The 20,157-nt window shown below is 63.6% G+C and carries 18 protein-coding genes; 9 read left to right on the top strand and 9 right to left on the bottom strand.

Going from position 1 to position 20,157, the window contains the following annotated elements:
• Positions 1-83: 83 nt before the first annotated feature.
• The 8 genes from ACZ5YV_RS15940 to ACZ5YV_RS15975 form a co-directional block, all read right to left on the bottom strand.
• Positions 84-911 (bottom strand): TIM barrel protein, encoded by an 828-nt coding sequence (locus ACZ5YV_RS15940; RefSeq protein WP_464789364.1) that lies wholly within the window; start codon positions 909-911, stop codon positions 84-86.
• On the bottom strand, positions 908-1,948 hold the full coding sequence (locus tag ACZ5YV_RS15945; RefSeq protein ID WP_464789365.1) for an alpha/beta fold hydrolase: 1,041 nt from the start codon (positions 1,946-1,948) through the stop codon (positions 908-910). The genes ACZ5YV_RS15940 and ACZ5YV_RS15945 overlap by 4 nt, the downstream gene beginning before the upstream one ends.
• A complete protein-coding gene (locus ACZ5YV_RS15950; RefSeq protein ID WP_464789366.1) occupies positions 1,945-2,988 on the bottom strand; it encodes a phosphotransferase family protein in 1,044 nt (347 codons plus the stop codon). Before ACZ5YV_RS15950 ends, ACZ5YV_RS15945 begins: the two co-directional genes overlap by 4 nt.
• Positions 2,981-4,183 carry an acyl-CoA dehydrogenase family protein gene (locus ACZ5YV_RS15955; protein WP_464789367.1) on the bottom strand — a complete coding sequence of 401 codons (1,203 nt, stop codon included), beginning with the start codon at positions 4,181-4,183 and terminating at the stop codon, positions 2,981-2,983. Before ACZ5YV_RS15955 ends, ACZ5YV_RS15950 begins: the two co-directional genes overlap by 8 nt.
• Positions 4,180-6,264 carry a 3-hydroxyacyl-CoA dehydrogenase NAD-binding domain-containing protein gene (locus ACZ5YV_RS15960; protein ID WP_464789368.1) on the bottom strand — a complete coding sequence of 695 codons (2,085 nt, stop codon included), beginning with the start codon at positions 6,262-6,264 and terminating at the stop codon, positions 4,180-4,182. The genes ACZ5YV_RS15955 and ACZ5YV_RS15960 overlap by 4 nt, the downstream gene beginning before the upstream one ends.
• Positions 6,265-6,278: 14 nt before the next feature.
• Positions 6,279-7,265, bottom strand: a complete 987-nt coding sequence (locus tag ACZ5YV_RS15965) for an NADPH:quinone oxidoreductase family protein (protein ID WP_464789369.1) — start codon at positions 7,263-7,265, stop codon at positions 6,279-6,281.
• Positions 7,266-7,389: 124 nt separating this feature from the next.
• On the bottom strand, positions 7,390-8,295 hold the full coding sequence (locus ACZ5YV_RS15970) for a LysR substrate-binding domain-containing protein (protein WP_464789370.1): 906 nt from the start codon (positions 8,293-8,295) through the stop codon (positions 7,390-7,392).
• Between the two features lie 13 nt (positions 8,296-8,308).
• Entirely contained in the window at positions 8,309-8,827 is a 519-nt protein-coding gene (locus tag ACZ5YV_RS15975) for an SRPBCC domain-containing protein (protein WP_464789371.1), read from the bottom strand.
• 270 nt (positions 8,828-9,097) lie between these two features.
• Between ACZ5YV_RS15975 and ACZ5YV_RS15980 the strand changes: the two genes are divergently transcribed.
• Genes ACZ5YV_RS15980 through ACZ5YV_RS15995 form a run of 4 tightly spaced genes read left to right on the top strand, consistent with a single transcriptional unit; the run spans position 9,098 to position 13,375 of the window.
• Entirely contained in the window at positions 9,098-10,690 is a 1,593-nt protein-coding gene (locus tag ACZ5YV_RS15980; RefSeq protein WP_464789372.1) for a GMC family oxidoreductase, read from the top strand.
• A gap of 34 nt (positions 10,691-10,724) precedes the next feature.
• Entirely contained in the window at positions 10,725-11,669 is a 945-nt protein-coding gene (locus ACZ5YV_RS15985) for an SDR family NAD(P)-dependent oxidoreductase (protein ID WP_464789373.1), read from the top strand.
• A 29-nt stretch (positions 11,670-11,698) separates the two neighbouring features.
• Positions 11,699-12,493: an SDR family NAD(P)-dependent oxidoreductase gene (locus ACZ5YV_RS15990; protein WP_464789374.1), complete on the top strand. Its 795-nt coding sequence runs from the start codon at positions 11,699-11,701 to the stop codon at positions 12,491-12,493.
• Positions 12,494-12,520: 27 nt separating this feature from the next.
• On the top strand, positions 12,521-13,375 hold the full coding sequence (locus ACZ5YV_RS15995) for an SDR family NAD(P)-dependent oxidoreductase (RefSeq protein ID WP_464789375.1): 855 nt from the start codon (positions 12,521-12,523) through the stop codon (positions 13,373-13,375).
• A 42-nt stretch (positions 13,376-13,417) separates the two neighbouring features.
• On the opposite strand, the gene ACZ5YV_RS16000 is transcribed toward ACZ5YV_RS15995, so the two are convergent.
• The gene (locus tag ACZ5YV_RS16000; protein WP_464789376.1) at positions 13,418-14,191 is read right to left on the bottom strand and encodes an SDR family oxidoreductase; all 774 of its coding nucleotides are present in this window, start codon (positions 14,189-14,191) and stop codon (positions 13,418-13,420) included.
• 177 nt (positions 14,192-14,368) lie between these two features.
• Between ACZ5YV_RS16000 and ACZ5YV_RS16005 the strand changes: the two genes are divergently transcribed.
• From ACZ5YV_RS16005 to ACZ5YV_RS16025, 5 genes are all read left to right on the top strand, one after another.
• Entirely contained in the window at positions 14,369-14,899 is a 531-nt protein-coding gene (locus tag ACZ5YV_RS16005; protein ID WP_464789377.1) for a nuclear transport factor 2 family protein, read from the top strand.
• 14 nt (positions 14,900-14,913) lie between these two features.
• Entirely contained in the window at positions 14,914-15,342 is a 429-nt protein-coding gene (locus tag ACZ5YV_RS16010; RefSeq protein WP_464789378.1) for a nuclear transport factor 2 family protein, read from the top strand.
• Positions 15,343-15,430: 88 nt separating this feature from the next.
• Positions 15,431-17,725 carry a TonB-dependent receptor gene (locus tag ACZ5YV_RS16015; protein WP_464789379.1) on the top strand — a complete coding sequence of 765 codons (2,295 nt, stop codon included), beginning with the start codon at positions 15,431-15,433 and terminating at the stop codon, positions 17,723-17,725.
• A 55-nt stretch (positions 17,726-17,780) separates the two neighbouring features.
• A complete protein-coding gene (locus tag ACZ5YV_RS16020) occupies positions 17,781-18,857 on the top strand; it encodes a helix-turn-helix transcriptional regulator (protein ID WP_464789380.1) in 1,077 nt (358 codons plus the stop codon).
• Between the two features lie 75 nt (positions 18,858-18,932).
• Positions 18,933-20,075 (top strand): LLM class flavin-dependent oxidoreductase, encoded by a 1,143-nt coding sequence (locus ACZ5YV_RS16025; protein WP_460988658.1) that lies wholly within the window; start codon positions 18,933-18,935, stop codon positions 20,073-20,075.
• Positions 20,076-20,157 lie beyond the last annotated feature (82 nt).

Here is a 20,157-nt window from a genome sequence, read left to right on the forward strand (position 1 = left end):
AAATCGGTGATCGGGGGCCTATTGTCGCGATGGAGCAGAATGCGTCATCAGGAACATATCAGGACATTGGTACTGGCCGCCGGTCAGAAGATGCCAAAGGCTTTCAGGCGGTCGAGCATCTGGGTTTCGCCCGTCGCGCTCACATCCACCGGTTCGAACTCAAGCTCGATCATGCCGTCATAGCCGCCAATGGCTTGAAGGATCGCGGGCCAATCTAGTTCGCCAAGGCCGGGATCGACGCGATCGGGTATGTCGGCGAACTGGATAAGGCCGGTCTGCTGCGCGCAGGCGGCGAAGGATGAGGGCACATCATGGCCCATCATCGCGACATGGCCAGTGTCGAACAGCAGCCGGACCGAGGGCATTGCGACGGCGCGGACCATCTCGGCCGCGTCCTCCAGCCGGTCGAGCAGGAGGCCGGGAATGCGGCTGGCGGCGATGGGTTCGATGAGCAGCGTCAATCCGCTGCGCGCGGCCTGTTCGGCATAGCGCTTCAGGTTTTCGGTCATTGCTCGGAGCTGCGCTTCGCGCGGGCGCAGATTGTCGAGGCCAGCCACGCAGACGACGCTGCCGCCGTTGAAGCGGGCGGCAATTTCGACGCTCAGTTCCACGTTGCTGCGCAGATGTTCGAGGCCTGCTTCATCCTCGGCGCTCCAGACCGGCTGGTTCCAATATTTAAGGTCGCTGAAGCTGGACAGGACAAGACCGCGGCTCGCCATCCGATCGGCCATCGCGACTTGCTCAGCCTCCGGCCGCAGCATCAGGAACAGGTCCTGCACGCCGCGAAAGCCATGATCGGCAAGCGTGTCAATCTGGTCGAGCGAGTTGGTGGACCGGCCGAGATGCGCGAGCATCGGCCGGTCGGGCGAGCTGAGGCCGAGATGACCGCCGATGGGCCAGCGTGCGGTCATTGCGTCACCGATCGGGCGAAGTTGAGCAACGCCTTGTTGAAGGCGGCGGGCTGTTCCTGCTGCACGAAATGGCCTGCTTCGGGGATGGCGATGATGTCGCGGAGGCCGGGGACGCGCTTGCGTAACCGCGCTTCCCAATCGGTGAAGAAGCCGAAGGACGGGTCTTTTTCGCCATAGAGGAACAGGGTGGGCGTTTCGACATCATGGTCAGCCCATTTTTCGCCAATGCGCCAGTTCACGTCAGCGGTGCGGTAGCTGTTGAGGCCCCCGATGAAACGCAGCAGCGGGTCGGCATCGATATATTCGCTGACGAAGCGGTCGAACTCTGCCTTGGTGAGCCAAGGCCAAGGAAGCGGCGGCGCGGGCGGCAGGACGTCTAGATAGCCGCTGCCGACCGATGAGACTGTCTTCCAGCTCCACAGGTCGCCCTTTGAGGACAGGGCGTAGAAAAGGCGGGCGAGGAATTCGGATGCGCGGTCGGCGAGTTCGCGCTCGGCAGGGCCGACTTCCATGAAATAGTGGAAGTGGACAAAATGCTCGGCGGCCATGGCGGCGAAGCGTTCGCTGGGGAGGCGGTCGGGGGAGGACGCCTCCGGTCTGGGCGGCGCATCGGCGGGGAAGCGCGGGGCGCTGCCGAGCATGGCGCGTCCGGCCATGTCATAGTCATAGGGGATGGTGGCGATCAGGCCCGCCACCCGATCCGGCGCGCGGACGGCAAGGTTCCAGGCATATTGCGCGCCGAAATCCTGACCGACGATCACGGCCTTTTCCGCTTCATAATGGTCGAGCAGGGCGGTGAGGTAGGCCTGCATCCGGTCGGCATCATAGGTGGCGGGATTGGTGGGACGGTCGCTGCCGCCATAGCCGAGGCTGTCGATGGCGACGGCGCGGAAACCGGCTTGCGCCAACGGTTCCATCTGGTGACGCCAGGACCACGCGAGGCCGGGGAAGCCGTGGATCATGAGGACGAGCGGCCCCTCCCCCTGCTCCACCGTGCGCAGCCGGTAGCCGCCAACGTCGATCCGTTTGTCCGTCATAGATGGGCATCCTCTTCCCCGCGGGCGATGCGCCATGCGAGGCCCGCTATTTCTCCGGCACGGGCGCCGTGGATGGCGGCGGCTTCGCTTGATGCGTTGCCGCTGATCGCGCGGTGATAGACACCCTGACGGATGGCGGCGTTGCGGAACATGGCGAAGGCTAGGGCATAGCGCCAATGGGCGGGGTCGATGGGGCCTGCGCCGCTGCGCTGTGCATAGCGTTCAAGATAGTCCGCTTCGGACGGGATGCCGAGCGTGGGGAGGTCGGCGTCGGACAGGCCGCGATAGCCTTCCTTCGGTACGCGCCAGGCCATCAAATGTTGGGCAAGGTCGGCGAGCGGGTGGCCTAGCGTGGATAGTTCCCAGTCGAGGACCGCGATGATGCGGGGCTCTGTGGGCGCGAAGATCATATTGTCGTTGCGATAGTCGCCGTGGACAATCCGGCTTGCTTCGAGGCCGGGATCGTTGGCGGGGAGCCAATCGATCAGGGACTCCATCGCGTCGATCTGCTGGGTCTGGGTGGCGCGATATTGCCTGGTCCAGCGGGCGACCTGCCGGGCGAAATAGCTGCCGGGCTTGCCATAGTCCGAGAGGTCGACCGCAGCGGGGTTGATCGCGTGGAGCGCGGCGAGGACGCGGTTCATTTCATCATAGATGGCGGCGCGGTCGGGGAGTGGGAGGTCGGGGAGGCGGGCGTCCCAGAAGTTGCGGCCCTGCGCATAGGTCATGATGAAGAAGGGCGTGCCGACGATGCTCGCATCCTCGCACAGGGCAAGCGGGCGGGCGACGGGAACGGCGCTGTCCTTCAGCGCATCGGTGACGCGATATTCGCGCTCGATCGCGTGGGCGGAGGGGAGCAGCACGCCATCGGGCTTGCGGCGCAGGACGAAGCGGGGTTCGCCGTCCACCGAGAGGAGATAGGTGGGGTTGGACTGGCCGCCTGCAAATTTCTCCGCGCTGATCGCTCCTTCCGCGCCCGGCACATGGTCGCGCAGCCAAGGGGCGAGGCGCGCCGTGTCGAGCGTGCGGACGTCAGTCATATTTGGCGAGTTCGAGGCGGCCAAGCTGGTGACGATGCACCTCGTCCGGGCCATCGGCAAAGCGGATCTTGCGGGCGTGGGCGTAATAGCTGGCGAGGAAGAAATCCTGGCTGATGCCCGCCGCGCCATGCGCCTGCATCGCCCAGTCGATGACCTGACAGGCCATGTTGGGCGCGGCGACCTTTATCATGGCGATGTCCGCCTTCGCCACCTTGTTGCCGACCGTGTCCATGCGGTGCGCGGCGTGGAGGGTGAGCAGCCGCGCCTGATCGATCATGATGCGGCTGTTGGCGATGCGTTCGATGATGACGCCCTGTTCTGCGAGCGGCTTGCCGAAAGCGACGCGGCTCTTCACACGGCGGCACATGGCTTCGAGCGCGCGTTCGGCCATGCCGATCATGCGCATGCAGTGATGGATGCGGCCGGGGCCAAGGCGGGCCTGCGCGATTTCAAAGCCGCGCCCTTCGCCCAGCAGCATGTTGGAGGCGGGCACGCGGACATTGTCGAACAATATTTCCATGTGGCCATGGGGGGCGTCGTCGTAGCCCAGCACCGTCATCGGCCGCAGCACGGTGATGCCGGGCGTGTCGCGCGGGACCAGGATCATCGACTGCTGCTTGTGCTTGGGCGCTGACGGATCAGTCTTGCCCATGAAGATCATGAGCGCGCAGTCCGCCTCGCCCATGCCGGAAATCCACCATTTACACCCGTTTATGACATAGTCATCGCCATCGCGGACGATCAAGCTTTCGATATTGGTGGCGTCAGACGAAGCCACCTGAGGCTCGGTCATGGCGAAGGCGGAGCGCATTTCGCCCGCCAGCATGGGTTTCAGCCAGCGTTCCTTATGCTCTTCCGTGCCGAAGCGCTCCAGCGTTTCCATGTTGCCGGTGTCGGGCGCGGCGCAGTTGAAGACGGCGGGGCACCAATGGACGCGGCCCATTTCCTCGCACAACGGGGCGTATTCGAGGTTGGTGAGCCCCGCGCCATGGGTGCTTTCGGGCAGGAAGAGGTTCCAGAGGCCCGCCTGCTTTGCCAAGGGCTTCAGCTTATCGATGAGGGTGACGTGCGCCCAGCGGTCGCCGGTCGCGACTTCCTCATAGTAACGCTGCTCATTGGGATAGATGTGCGCGTCCATGAAGGCGCGCAGGCGGGCGAGAAGATCGGCGGTTTTCGCGTTGGGTTCGTAGCTCATGCGTAGAAGCCCCTGCCCTCACCCGCATATTGGACGAGCAGCGGCGCGGGGGTCCAATAGGCGTCGCCCTGCTCGGCGCGGAATTTCTCGATGGTGGCAAGCACCTTGTCGAGGCCGATCTGGTCGGCCCAGTGCATGGGACCGCCAGTATAGCTGGGCCAGCCGAGGCCGTTCACCAGCGCCACATCGATCTCATGCGGGCGGGGCACGATGCCTTCGCTCAGCAGCTTCGCGCCTTCGTTGACCATGGCATAGAGCAGGCGTTCGCGGATTTCATCCTCGCCAATGTCGCGCAGGGTGAGGCCGTGGCGCTTCGCATGGGCGGCGATCATCTCGTCGGTCAGCGGGTCGGCGCTGGCTTTGCGGTTCTCGTCATAGCTGTACCAGCCGGAGCCCGTTTTCTGGCCGAGGCGTCCGGCGGCGACCATCTGCTCGGGGAAGTCGGCGCGCAGTTCGCGCTCCGTCGCGTTGGCGGCGCGGGCCTTGCGGGCGGCGGCCTGCACGTCAAGCCCCGCGAGGTCGCCAAGCGCGAACGGCCCCATGGGGAAGCCGTAGGACAGCAGCACCTTATCGATGGCGGCGGGCTTTGCGCCCTCCTCTACAAGGAAGAAGCCTTCGCGGGAGCGCTTGGAGAGCATGCGGTTGACGATGAAGCCGTCGCACACGCCCGACAGGACTGGGAGTTTGCCGATGCGCTTGCCCAGCGCCATAATCGTCGCGACGACTTCGGGATCGGTCTTTGCGGCGCGGACATTTTCCAGCAGGCGCATGACATGGGCGGGATTGAAGAAGTGCATGCCGCACACATCTTCGGGCCTTGCCGACGCCTCAGCCAGCGTGTCGATGTTCAGGAAGCTGGTGTTGGAGGCGAGGATCGTCCCGGCAGGCGTAACCTCGCCGAGCTTAGCGAAGACGGCCTTTTTGATGTCCAGATCTTCGGTCACTGCCTCGATCACCAATTGCGTTGGCGACAGGTCGCGGGGGTCGTCGCTGGTGGTGATGAGCGCGAGGCGCTTGTCCATCATCTCCTGCGACATGCTGCCCTTGGCAACCGAGGAGGACCACATTTTGGTGATGGCTCTCATCGCGGCGTCGATATTGGCTTGGTCGAGGCCGATGGCGATAACCGGAATGCCGACGCTGACGAGGGCCATGACGATGCCGCGACCCATGACGCCAAGGCCGATGACGCCGATGCGTTCGATGTTGCGGGTCAAGGTGTCGGGGGCGAGGCCGGGGATGCGCGCGACTTCGCGTTCGGCGGCGAACAGGTGGCGCAGCGCCTTGGACTGCGACCCGTGCATGCATTCGCGGAAGATCGCGAGTTCCTGGCGAACCGCCTCGTCGAAGGGCAGTTCATAGCCGAGGCGCATGGCTTCCAACGCGCGCAGCGGCGCGGTTTGGCCGCGCATCTTCTTGGCGACAGTCTTGCGGGCTTCTTCGAACAGGGCCGGGTCGTCAGCGGGCATGGGTAGGGTGGAGGAACTGCGTGGCCCCTTCCCTTGCGCCACCAGTTTTTCCGCGAAGCTGCGCGCTTCGGCGGCGAGGTCCCCGCCAGCCACGACGGCATCGATGAGGTTCGACTTCAGCGCATCGTCGGTGCCGATCGGATTACCCTCCGTCACCAGCTTGATCGCGGTGGCAAGGCCAGCGAGACGCGGCGTGCGCTGGGTGCCGCCGCCGCCGGGCATGAGGCCGAGCTTCACTTCGGGAAAGCCGAACTTCGTGCCGGGCGCAGCGATGCGATAGTGGCAGGCAAGCGCGACTTCGAGGCCGCCGCCCAGCACCGTGCCATGGACGGCGGCGATGATCGGCTTTGTCGAATGGTCCATCATTTCCATGACCAGCGGCAGGCCGGGATCAGCCATGGGCTTGCCGAATTCCTTGATGTCAGCGCCCGCGATGAAGGTCTTGCCTTCGCAGCGGATGACGAGCGCCTGGAGGGCGGGATCGGATTCCAGCTGGCGAATGGCTTCGGAAAGCCCCTGCCGCACGCTGGCGGAGGTGGCGTTGACCGGCGGATTATCGATCACCGCTTCGGCGATCGCGCCATGGATGTGGAAGCTGACTGTTTGGGACATGAAGGATTTCCTGTTCAGGACGCAGGCTGAAGGGTCAGGAGCACCTTGCCCTTCACCTTGCGCTTTTCGAGATGTTGGAGCGCGGCCACTGCGTCAGGCAGGGCAAAGCACGTGTCGATGACGGGTTTGAGCGAGCCGTCCGCCAGCCAGGCGAGCAGCTGGCGCATGTTTTCGCCCTGCGCGACCGGATCGGCGCGGACGCTGTTGCCCCAAAGGACGCCAACCGCTGACGCGCTCTTGAGCAGCAGCAGGTTGGCGGGGATGGAGGGGATGTCGCCACCGGCAAAACCGATGACGAGCAACCGGCCGCCCCATGCGAGGCTTTTCACCGCCGTCAGGTTCATGGGGCCGCCCACAGGATCATAGACGACATCGACGCCCTTTCCGTCGGTCAGCTGCTTGATGCGTTCGCGCAGATCCTCCTGCGCATAATCGATGAGGTCATCCGCCCCCTGAGCCTTGGCGAGCGCGAGCTTTTCGGCGCTGGACGCAGCAGCGATCACGCGCGCGCCCATATGCTTGCCAAGTTCGACGGCGGTCAGGCCGACGCCGCCGCCCGCGCCCAGCACCAGCAGCGTTTCGCCGGGCTTCAACTGGGCACGGTCCTTCAGCGCATGATAGGAGGTGCCGTAGGTGATGGAGATGCCCGCCGCGACCTCCAGATCGATGCCCTCGGGCACCGGCCAGACCTGCGTCGCGGGGACGCGCACCTGCTCGGCAAAGGCGCCGCTGCCGGTGAAGGCGATGACGCGGTCCCCGATGGTGAAACCCTTTACGTCAGGTCCAACGGCGGCGATGCGCCCCGCTGCTTCACTGCCGGGAACGAAAGGCAGGGCTGGCTTTGTCTGATATTTGCCCTGCACGATCAGCACGTCGGGATAATTCACCCCGGCGGCCGCCACGTCGATCACCACTTCCCCCGGCCCTGCTTGAGGCTCGGGGAAATCGCCATGGTGCAACTCTTCGACCGGCGCGAATGCGCTGCAGATCATGGCTTTCACATCACTCTCCTTGAACACACCTACCGGGCGTGCATGACCTGATTAGGCCTTTGGAGGCGATGCTACCATTTCGTATTTCCGACGCATGACGTCAGAAAAACTGACGGATAGGCGATTGGAGAAGCTATTTTCCTGATCCGCCTATCTGCTCGCCCCATTGTCGGGCAAATTCGTGAAAGGCGCGGCAGGCTTGAGGCTGCTGGGTGTCTCGGCGGCTGACCAGGCTTACGATGCGGGTGAAGTGCAGTTCCGGCACGGGCAGCTCGACCAGCTCGCCGCGCGCCAGTTCATCCGTAACGGTCAGGCTGGAGAGGCAGGCGAGGACGGCACCGTCGCGGACGATGCGCTTGATCGCTTCGACGCTTTCGCCTTCGAACACGATGTTGAGCGAGTTCATGGATTTGAGCGTCTCGACGGTGAAGGAGATGCGTTCGCTCGACAGGGTCTTTTCCAGCGCCCATGGCTGGTCGCCAAGGTCCGCGAGCGGCACTGCCCGGCGTCCGGCAAGGGGGTGGTCCGGAGCGGCGCACACGACCAGCCGGTCGCGCAGCCATGGTTCCGCCTCCAGATAGCTGCTGTTGACCGGCGCGCCGACAAAGCCGACGTCCAGCGCCATGTTGCGCACGCCCTCCATCACTTCATGGGACGGCATGATGCGCATTTCCACCCGGACGCCGGGGTGCAGGCGCATGAAGGCCGCGCAGAGGCCGGGCAGCACATAGTCGCCGACGGGAACCGCCGCGCCTATGCGCAGCCGCCCGCGCACTTCTTCCGGCAGGGAAAGGGATTCAAGGTCCGCGACCTGCACCAAGATGCCGCGCGCCATTTCAAGGATCGGACGGCCCCGGTCGGTCAGCAGCATGCGGCGGCCCGACCGGGCGAACAACTGCACGCCCAGATGGGTTTCCAAGTCCTTGAGCGACATGCTCGCCGCCGAGGGGCTGAGCCCGATCTCGTCAGCCGCGCCCGCCACGCTGCCGGTGCGGGCGACGGCCTCAAATACCGCGATCTGGCGTAATGTTACCCTCACGCGGCCGCTTCGATCAGCTGATCTCGCCCCGGTGCATCGCTTCGGCACGCGCCTTGAGTGCCTTGGCCGAGTCGTTGAAGGCTCGCGTCACCCACGGACCGCAGAAGCGCATGACATGGATGCCGTTGGGGCCTGTGAAGGCATCGGTCGATTGATAGCGGCACTTGTCCGGCCCCAGTTCCTCAATGATCTGGTCGCGGCGGGCGGGATAGGGCCAGGCTTCACTATCCTTCAGTTCCCAGGACAGGAGGCGGCCCGGTTCGAACGCGCAGACATATTCGCAATTGGGCGCGAGCGAGCCCGGATTGGCATAGTTTACGAGCCGCATGTGAACAGGCGCGCCCATTTCCAGCGTGGATTCAGCCCAGACGCAGAAGGGGTTCCATTCGCCATAACGCGGCATGTCGGTCAGGATTTTCCACACGACCATCGCGGGGGCATCGATTTCGATGGGGTCGGACGCGACGAGCGTCTCGGGATCATAGACTTTGAAGGGATCGAAGCGATCAGCGGTCAGGGTTTCGGTGGACATCCTCTTCTCCTTGATTTCTGTGACCCGGCACGCGCCCCGCCGTGATTTGGCGACGCGAATATCGCAGGTTTCGCGACATGACGCGCCTGTTTGCGTAGACAATAACAGGCGACATCCTCCGGTCAATGGCATGGACAGGGGCAAATCCGGCTTGACCTGCGTATCATATTGACCAATTCAGCACGCAAGACATCATATGCGATCCCGCTGAACCGGCATATTCAGCCGAGTCCTGCGGCGTCAGCATCAGCATGACGCCCGGGAGAGACCATGGCCGACAGTTACGACTTCATCATCGCTGGCGGCGGATCGGCGGGGTGCGTGTTGGCCGGGCGCCTGTCGGAAGATCCGCACAATCGCGTGCTGCTGCTTGAGGCAGGCGGCAAGGACAACAGCGTCTTCATCCACGCGCCGGGCGGGCTGCTGCCCCTCATGTATCGCGGCATGTTCCAGTGGATGCATGTCAGCGTGCCGCAGGCCAATGCGGGCGGGCGGCAAATGTATACGCCGCGCGGCAAGGTGCTGGGCGGTTCGTCCTCCATCAACGGTATGGTCTATGACCGGGGCGCGGCGGCGGACTATGACGGCTGGCGGCAGCTGGGGAATGAAGGGTGGAGCTATGACGATGTGCTGCCCTATTTCAGGAAGCTGGAGGATTTTCAGCCCGGCGGCGAAGAAGGCTATCATGGCCAGGGCGGGCCAGTGCTGGTCACGCGGCCGGGGATCAACAATCCGCTCGCCAAGGCGTTTCGCGATGCTGCGGTCGCGGCGGGCGTTCCCTATAATGACGATCCCAGCGGATCGCAGCGCGAGGGCGTGGTGCCCGCCGATGTCACTGCCTCGGCAGGACGGCGATGGAGCGCGGCGCGCGCCTATCTGACGCCTGCGCGCAAGCGGCCCAACCTGCGCGTAATCACGGGCGCGAATGTGGAGCGCGTGATCGTGAAGGACGGCCGCGCGACCGGCGTGGCGTGGCGACGCGAGGGGCAGCTGGAAGAGGCGCATGCGACGCGGGAGGTCATCCTGTCGGCAGGCTCCATCCATTCGCCGTGGATCCTGATGCTGTCGGGAATCGGGCCAGCGGACCATCTGCGTCAAGCCGGGGTGCCGGTAGTGCATGACCTGCCCGGCGTAGGGCAGAACTACCGCGACCATGTGGCAGTCAGCGTGAAGCAATATTGCACGCAGCCGGTGTCGCTCTTCAACGTTTTCCACCCGGTTGTCGCGGCCAAGGCGGTCGCGAACTTCCTGCTGTTCCGCAAGGGGCCGCTGGCGAGCCCTCCGGCGGAGATCGGCGCCTATCTCAAGACCATGCCGGGCGCGGAATATCCCGATGTGAAGGTGCATTTCGCCATGGCGCTTTACGAGGCGATGGGACGCAAGCTCATTATGGACCATGGCTATTTCGCGCATATCGACCTGCTGAACCCGGAGAGCGTCGGCGAAATCAGGCTGACCGGTCCCGACGCCTCCGCGCCGCTGTCGATCGATCCCAACATACTTTCGACGCCCAAGGATATGGCGATGGGCCGGGCGGCCATCCGCGCGGTGCGCGACATCTTCGCGCAAGCGCCGTTCGATCCCTTCCGGGGCGAGGAGCTGGCTCCCGGCGCGAGCATCCAGTCGGATGACGAGCTGGACGCCTATCTGCGCGAGACGGCGATTTCAGATATTCACGCGGTGGGCACCTGCCGCATGGGGGATGACCCCATGGCGGTCGTCGATCCGCAGCTGCGGGTGCGCGGAGTGGCGGGGCTGCGGGTCGTCGATGCATCCGTGATGCCACGCGTGCCTGGCGGCAACACCAATGTCCCAACGATGATGGTGGCCGAAAAGGCCGCTGACATGATCTTGAAAGCCTGACGCCCTTGCGATCGGGACAATGAAGGAGAGGCCGATGTCTGATCTGCGTTTTGACGGTAAGGTGGCGATCGTCACGGGTGCGGGCGGTGGACTGGGAAAAGCCTATGCGGAGCTGCTCGCCGCGCGCGGGGCCAAGGTGCTGGTCAACGACCTTGGCGGCAATTTCCAGGGCGAGGGCAAGGATCAGGGCTATGCCGACGCCGCTGCCCGCGAAATCCGCGAAGCTGGCGGGATCGCAGAGGTCAATGGCGATAGCGTCGCAACATCGGCGGGCGCCGAGGCGATCGTGCAGGATGCGCTTACGCGATGGGGCCACATCGACATATTGGTAAACAATGCGGGCATCGTCAGCGCGTCGGGTATATTGTCGACGGTGACCGATGAGCAATGGGACAAGGACATGGCCGTGTCGGCCAGCGGCACCTTTTACCTGTGCCGCGCGGTATGGGACGGCATGCTGGAGCGTAATTTCGGGCGGATCGTCAACATCTCGTCCGGATCATGGTTCGGCATGGGTAGTGCGGTGCCCTATCCCGCCGCCAAGGGTGCGGTGTGGGCCATGACACGCGGCCTCGCCGCCGCGACGCAGGCGCAGGGCAAGGACGTCAAGATCAATGCCGTCATGCCGATCGCGGGCAGCCGCATGACGCAGCTGATGGGGCCGGAAATTCACGGCCTGATGGAGCGAGACTTCCCCGCGCGCGCGGTCGCGCCGGTCGTCGCGATGCTGGCCCATGACAGCGCGCCCTGCAATGGCGAGATGTTCACGGCTGGCGGTGGCGGCTATACAAGGGTGTTCGCGGGCGTCACCCGGGGCTATCGCGCGACCGACAAGGACTGGACCCCCGAAACGGCGCTTGCACAATTCGATACAGTGATGGACACGAGCGGTTTCCACATCCCCGCGGGGTCGATGGACGAAGCCGCCCTCTACACCTCGGACGTGCCCTGGGAGGCGTTCAAGGCCTTTATTCAGTAAGTTTGTTCAGCAAGGAAGAGCAGAAGATCATGACTGGCAGGTTGCAAGACAAGGTCGCCATCGTCACCGGCGGTGCGCGTGGCATGGGCGAAGCGACGATCCGCCTGTTCGCGCGCGAAGGCGCGAAGGTGGTCATCGCCGACGTGCTGGAAGCCGAAGGCCAGGCATTGGCCGCCGATATTGGCGATGACGCGATGTTCCAGCGTCTCGACGTGTCGGACGAAGGCAGCTGGACCGCGTTGGTCGATGCGGTCATCGCCCGCCATGGCCGGATCGATGCGCTGGTCAACAATGCGGCGGTCGTGGCTTTCGGCCCCATCACCGACCTTAGCGTCGCAGATATCGACCGCGTTCTGGGTATCAACGTCAAGGGCACGATGCTGGGGATGAAGCATGTCGGCGCGAAGATGTGCGCCGCCGGGCGCGGATCCATCGTCAACATATCGTCGGTGGACGGCCTTCGCGGCGTCAATTCGGTTTCACTCTACAGCAGCTCCAAATGGGCGGTTCGCGGCTTTACCAAGAGCGCGGCGCTGGAATTTGGCCATCAGGGCGTGCGCGTCAATTCGGTGCATCCGGGCGGCGTCAACACGGCAATGGGCAATCCGCAGGCGCTGGAAGGCGATGCGAAAAATGCCGGCTATGAACGCGTGCCGTTGCAGCGGATCGGCGAGCCGGAGGAAATCGCCGCCGCCAGCCTGTTCCTCTGTTCGGACGACGCCAGCTATATTTGCGGCGCTGAACTTGCGGTCGATGGCGGCTGGGCGGCTGGCTATTATCACCATTATCTGCCCGCGGCGCCGACTTCGCTGACCTCGATGTAATTCCTTCCCTCTCGGAGAAACTTGAACATGACTGAAGAAGAAAAGGTCTTTTCGGGCGGCGTCGCCGTCATCACCGGCGCGGGCGCTGGCATCGGCATGGGCTTTGCCCGCCGCTGCGGCCAGATCGGCATGACCGTCATCGTTACCGACATCGACAAGGGCCGCGCCGACAAGGTCGCCGCCGAGATCATTGCGGCTGGCGGCAAGGCCGAAGCGATCCAGCTTGACGTGTCAAAGCCCGAAGCGCTCGACGCGCTGGCGCAGGATGTGTTCGACCGGCATGGCGCGGTTCGCCTGCTGATCAACAATGCGGGCATCGAGACCATCGGCAATGTCTGGGAAATCCCGACCGCCCGCTGGGAAACGACGCTGAACGTCAACATCCATGGCGTCGTGCATGGCGTGCGCGCATTCGTTCCGCACATGCTGCGCGTGGGTCAGGAAGCATGGATCGCCAACCTGGCCTCCATCGGCTCCTTCGGCCAGATGCCGACGCAGGCGGCCTATATCATGAGCAAGCATGCCATCCAGTCGTTCAGCGAGTGCCTCTATCTGGAGATGCAGGTCGCAAAGGCGCCGATCAACGTCTGCTCGATCATTCCGGGCATGCTGAAGACCAGCATCTTTGACGCCGATGCAGGCGTTGGCGAACCCGAAAGCGCGGCGGGACACCGTGCCACCATGGCGCATATGATGGCCAACTACGGCATGGATCTGGACGAAGGCTGCCGCGTCTTTGTAGAGGGCCTTGCCGCGCGCAAATTCTGGATTTCGAGCCAGCCGGAAATGACCGAGCAGGCGGTCGCTGGCCGTATCGCCTTCTTCCAGGAACAGAGCAATCCGGAACTGGGCGAGCAGCAGCGCGCGCTGCTGGGTATCTGAAGCAAAGGCCGGGCGGGTTCAGGCTCGCCCGGCCCTTCTTTATCAGGCCTTCGCGGCCTCTTCCTTGACAATTTCCAGGAACAGCGGCCGTTCGCCGCCGCCATGGACTTCAAGGCGCGCGCCGCTGATATAAGCGGCGGCTGGCGAACCCAGGAACACCACCGCTTCGGCGATGTCGCTGCCCCGGCCCATCCGCTTCAGCGGAATGGATGACGCGATCCGATCCTGCGCGGCCTGCGTACCATAGGTCATTTCAGCCGTCTCGGTCTCGATCAAGCCGACGATGATCGCGTTGACCCGCACCTCCGGCCCCCATTCCTGCGCCAGGCTGGTGGTAAGGCTGAGCAGGCCCGCCTTTGCCGCGCCATAGATCGCCGTATCGGGCGACGGGCGCGCGCCCGACACGCTGGCGATGTTGACGATCGATCCGCTCACGGCCTTCAGATGCGGATAGGCGGCCTGCGCCACATGCAGCGGGGCCAGCAGGTTCAGTTGCAGGATGCGTTCGGAAAAGCGCGGGCTGGCCGTCGCAGCGTCGGCCTGCGGCGATCCGCCCGCATTGTTGACGACGAGGTCGATGCGGCCATGGCGCGCGACAAGTTGGGCAATCCAGTCCGACACTGCCGCAGGATCGCGAATGTCGCAGGATGCGAATTCCGCCGTCTTTCCGTCGATCCCGATCGGCTCATCCGGAGCAGTTCGGCCGCAGGTCGCTACCGCATAGCCCTCCGCCAACAAACGCCGCACAATCGCCGCGCCTATGCCGCGCGTGCCGCCTGTGACGATCGCAACCTTGCCAACTCCCGTTTCGCCCACGGCCCTATCCTTTCCTTTTCGAGAAATGCGCAGTGGGCGCATCGCATGGATAGGCCCCATACTCAATCTGCGCCATCCTTCGCCAGACTTAATGCAGTGGTCATTGCAGATTGTTACGCAGATCAGGTATAGGGGGCTCATAACAAGCGCATATCGCGTCACATATGGAGAGGTTTGATGGCTTATACTGTGCAGCAGCTCAGCGATCTGGAAGATATCCGGACCCTCAAGCATCGTTATTTCCGGGGAATCGACACGGCCGATCTTGCGCTGCTCGGCACCCTGTTCACGGAAGACCTGACCGTCGATTATCGTGGCGGCACCTATCGCGTCCGGCTGGCGGGCCGCGACAATATGCTGGAGTTTCTGGCGAACAGCTTCCATTCCGGCGCGGTCGCCATGCATCACGGCCACATGCCCGAAATCACCCTGACCGGCGAAAATGACGCCGAGGGGCTATGGTATCTGGAGGATATCTTCATCGATGTGGAACAGGGCAGCCACACCATCGGCAGCGCCATTTACCGCGACGTCTATCGGCGTGAAGACGGCGTGTGGAAGATCGCGCGCACCGAATATGATCGCGTGTTCGAAATGATCCGTCCGCTGGCCACCGACGCGCAGATCACCTCGCACCACCTCGCCACCGCTGGCCGCAAGCCAGAACAGCGCAGCGACATCAGCCATTTGATCGAGTGGGCCGCCTGACGGGGAGCACGCATATGAACGCGCAGGACGTTGCTGACCGGCTGGTCATTCATGACCTGCTGGCCCGTTATTGCCACGCCATCGACCAACAACGGTGGAACGACCTGCGCGCATTGTTCGCTGACGATGCGCGGGTCGATTTCACCGCTTTCGGCGGGCCGCGTGGCGATGCCGATATGCTGATCGCGTTTCTGCGGCCCGTGGTGGAAGGATTGGCGGGCACCTATCATTCGACGACAAGCATCATGTGCGATCTTGATGGAGATAGGGCGACCGTGCGCTCCGCCGCTCATGTTGTCATGTCATCCAAAGGACCCAACGGAGGCGAGCAGCACAATCATGTCGGGCTTTGGTATGAGGACGAACTCGCGCGAGCCGACACGGGATGGTGCTTCGCCAGCCGAACACAGAAACGAGCCTGGGTAGATGCCGTAGCATCTTAATGATGCACGGATGCAACAGATGCGGCATTTTTGCGGCAGCCCGCTAGAGAATGGGGCGACCGACGTTATAGTCGCCCGCAATAACAGAATGACGCTTTTTTTTGGGGAGGAAAGCATGCGCAAGACGCTATATCCGATCGTATCGCTGATCGCTCTGGCCGCACCGGCGGTCGCGCTGTCGCAAACGGCAGCGACGGGAGCTGACGCTGCCAGCGACAGTGACATTGTCGTCACGGCCCGCCGCCGCGAAGAACGGTTGCAGGATGTGCCGATCGCGGTGAGCGCGGTGGACGCTTCGGCTCTGAACAGCCGGGGCCTCGACAATGTGACGCAGATCAGCCAGATCGCGCCCAATATCCAGTTCACGCCGGGCCAGGGCGGCAATAGCGGTGGCATCGCGCCCTTCATCCGGGGCGTGGGCGAAAATGACTTCATCATCACATCCGATCCTGCCGTCGGCGTCTATATCGATGGCGTCTATGTCGCCCGCACATTCGGCGCGACGACCGAATTGCTGGGCATCGACCGGATCGAAGTGCTGCGCGGGCCGCAGGGCACGCTGTTCGGGAAGAATACGGTGGGCGGCGCGATCAACATCGTGTCGGCGGTGCCGGGCCGGGAGCAGAAGATCGAAGCCGACCTGCGCTATGGATCGTTCAACACGGTGCGCGGTCGGGTCTATGCGCAAACACCGCTGTCGGACAGCTGGTCGCTGGGCGTTGCGGCACTGGGCGAGTTTGGCGAGGGGTGGCAGAAAATCCCGTCCGGCGACAATCTGGGCAACCGCAACGTCGTCGCGGGCAAGCTGGCGCTGCATTATGATGGCGAAGGGCTGGACGCGGTGTTGCAGGTCGATGGGCTGCACCGGCGCCAGCACAGCGCGCCGCACAGCATGATCGCCTTCACGCCGACCTTCTTTTCTATCCTGCAATCGACCTTCATCGCGCCCTGCTGCACCGTGCCGGGCGACATCGACCGTACCGACAGCAATGCGGAGCTGAACAAGGATCAGACCGACGCGGTGAACGCATCGCTGACGCTGACCAAGGATCTGGGCGGGGCGACGTTGAAGTCGATCACCGCCTATCGCTATGTCGATGCGTTGTTCGGCCGTGACGGCGACGCGTCGTCGGCGGTCAACTATGCGGGCGACATTCATGACGAGCGGGCGCGGCAGATCAGCCAGGAATTGCAGCTGTCGCTCGACCTTGGCGGGCGCGGCACATTGTTGCTGGGCGCGTTCGCCTATCGCGAAAAGACGCGGGACAATACGCGGCTGATCGTCGCGGATGGGCTTTTTCCGGCGCTGGTGGCTGCGGGGCTTGATCCTTTCCCTGTACCCTTCCCGCCATTTGCCATTCCCGCGTCGTCGCTCGATTTCAACATCGACTTCCGCAACCGGCAGCGCACCGACAATCTCGCGCTGTTCGCGAATGGCAATTATGAACTGACCGACGGCCTCTCGCTGGAACTGGGCGCGCGATATACGTGGGAGAAGAAGAAGTTTTCCCAATCCGCGATCCGCATTTATTCGGGCGAGCCGCTGCTGGCGGGGACGCCAAGCTATACGCTGGAAAAGAGCTGGGACGCCTTCACGCCGCGCGCCTCGCTTTCCTACAAGTTCCGGCCGAACCTGATGACCTATATGTCCTATTCGCGAGGCTTCCGGTCGGGCGGGTTCAACGGGCGGCCTACGTCGCTGGAGGAAATCGGTTCCTATGATCCGGAACATCTGACCTCCTACGAAGCAGGGCTGAAGGCAGGATTCGGCCGCATCGCCACCATCAACCTTGCCGTGTTCCGCAACGAATATCGCGACCAGCAGATACTGGTATCGACCGTCAGCCCGACGACCGGCCTGATCGTCGTCCGCAACGAGAATGCGGGCCGTTCACGCATTCAGGGGATCGAGCTGGAAGGCGCGTTCAAGGTTTCGCCGCGCTTCACCGTCACTGGCGCGCTCGGCTTGCTGGATGCCAAATATCTGGAATATGTGTCAGTCATTGGAGGCGTGCCCACGGATGTCAGCAACCGCAAGCTGAAGCAGGCGCCCGATATCACGGCCAATGCCAGCGCGGTCTATCAGGCGCCGCTCAGCGACAATGTGGAAGGCGTCCTGCGACTGGACGCAGCCTATAAGAGCCAGGTCTTTGTCGACGCGGAAAACACAGCGCTCCTGCGGCAGCCCGATCATGCGATCCTCAACGCCAGCGCCGAACTGCGCTTTGCAGACAGCGGCGTGTCGGTGCGCGTGGGGGTGGATAACATCACCGATCGCCGAATCATCACGGCGGGCTATGATGCATCGACCAGCTTCGGCTTTACGGAGGCCTATTATTCGCCGCCCCGCCGCTACAGCGTGACGCTGGCCCTGCGACGCTGAACCGGGTACGGCCTCGACGGTGGCTGCCATCGTCGAGGCTGGAGGCGGAATCTGAATGATGAGCGATGACACCGCCTTTGCCGACCTGTTGCAGACGCTCTACGGCGGGCTGACGCGATCACCGCCGTGGGAGGATTTCCTGCGGGCGCTGGCGGCCATCACCGACACGACCTTTGCCACGCTGCTGATCGGTCGGGGGAGTGCCGGGATCGATGCCCATGTCACCCCCGGCGCGGACCCGGAGCGCACACAGGAATATCAGCGCATCTCGCAGGCCGATCCCTTCGTCGGCCTGCCCGAGGGGCAAGTCGTTTCCTTCCGTGATTTCGTGCACCATGTCCCGGCGCGCTTCCGCGACTGGCTGGACGTGGCGCGCAGCAGTGAAATTCTGGGCGTAGACCTGCATCGTCTGCCTGATATCGCCGTCCGGCTGCGCCTGACGCGGGACGAAGGCCAAGCGCAATTTGGCGACACAGAACGGGAATTGCTCGAACGGCTGATCCCGCACCTGCGCATCGCGCTCGACCTTCACGCGCGGCTCACAAGTACCCAGGCGGAAAGCCAACTGTTCAGCAGCGCCATGGCTGGTTTGGCGGTAGCGACCCTGATCCTTGATCGGGAAGGCCGCATCCTGCGCCGCAACACGCTCGCCACGCATATGCTGGAAGATGGCGCCATCGTTTCCGAGCAGCATGGCAAGCTGGAGGCCAGGACCGGTTCCAGCGCTGCGGCGATCAACCGCATCCTTTCCTCTCCGCCGCCACTGGGCGAGGAAATCCTGTTCGAAATCGCCTCTACCGTCGGGCAGCCGCTGCATGCGCGGGCGCGGGCCATCCCTTCCTCCGCCTATGGCGACGGAGCCTGGATCGCCCTGTTCATTGCGGACCCCAGCCGACCCGCCGGTCCATCGGAAGAGCTGTTGCGCGAACGATTCCAACTCACACGGGCGGAAGCGGGCCTTGCCGTTCATCTGGCGCAGGGCGCCACGTTGGCGGACGCGGCGGACGCTTTGGGCATCGCCTACAATACGACGCGATCCCATCTGCGCGCGATATTTGCCAAGACCAACACGCATCGGCAGGTCGAACTGGTCACGCTGCTGCGTTCCGTCAGCAGTGAGTCTGAAATCTGATCCATTTGGATGATGTAGCGGCACGGCACTCGGCATAGCCTGTCTCCACGATCAGAAAGTTTTGTGGAGAAGATGATGAAATTCTCGATCATTTACGAAGCGCAGATGGCGGACACGTCGCGCCAGAACGAACAGCAGGTGTTCCGCGACATTATCGAGCAAGCCATCCATGCCGAGGAAATGGGCTTCGACACGATCTGGGCCGTTGAGCATACCGCGCTGACGCAATATGCGCACATGTCCGCACCGGAAACTTTCCTCGCCTATCTCGCCGGGCGCACCTCGCGCATCGGCATCGGCCATGGCGTCGTCTGCCTGCCACCCGCGATGAACCACCCGGTGAAGGTCGCTGAACGCATCGCCACGCTGGACATCCTGTCAAATGGCCGCGTGCATTTCGGCATGGGCAAGGGCGGGACGCAGCAGGAAGCGGGCACCTTCGGCTATAATCTCGAAGATCTGCCGCCGATGATCGACGAGAGCATGTATCTGATCCCCAAGATCCTGAAGCATGGCGAGATCGAACATGATGGCCAGTTCGTGAAAATCCCGTTCCGCCCGATCCATCCCAGCCCGATGCAGGACCCGCATCCGCCGATCTACATGGCCTGCACCCGCGCCGACACGCTGACCACCGCCGGATCGCGTGGCATCGGCGCGCTGGTGCTGGGTTTTGCCGGACCGAGCGACATCGCGCAGAAGAACGCCATTTATCGTGAGGCCTTCAAGAACCGGAAGGCCGAGGATCAGGTTGGCTACCGTCCGACCGAGCATCTCGCGGCCCTTTGCCCCGCCGTGGTTCTGGAAGACCGGGAGAAGGCGCGCAGGATCGGCCTTCGCGGACAGCGCTTCTTCGTGGAATCGCTGGGCCACTGGTATTCGGGCGGCCCCGCTCCCGATGTGGAGGACCTGGACGCGAGCGAAAGCCTTGCCGCGCTTCAGCGCCACAAGGAAGAAACGGTGGCCTGGCTGTCGGAAGAGAAGATCACCATCGGTGGCCACCACACCGAATCCTTCGAGGTTGTCGAAGATGCCTATGGCACGCCGGAAGATTGCATCCGGCAGGTCAAGCGCCTTCAGGATGCGGGCGCCGACGAAATCCTCTTCATGTTCCAGATGGGCGGCATCCCGCATGAAGTGATCATGGAGACCATCCGCAATATCGGCGAGAAGGTAATCCCCTATTTCCGTGAGCAGGCGACGCTGGCTGCCGAATGATGGATTTCCCGGGCGGGGCAGTGCGCTCCGCCCGGAACACCGCGAGGATCCCAACACCGTTCGGGCTGATATAGGACGATAG

The organism is Sphingobium sp. TomTYG46, from assembly GCF_055396345.1.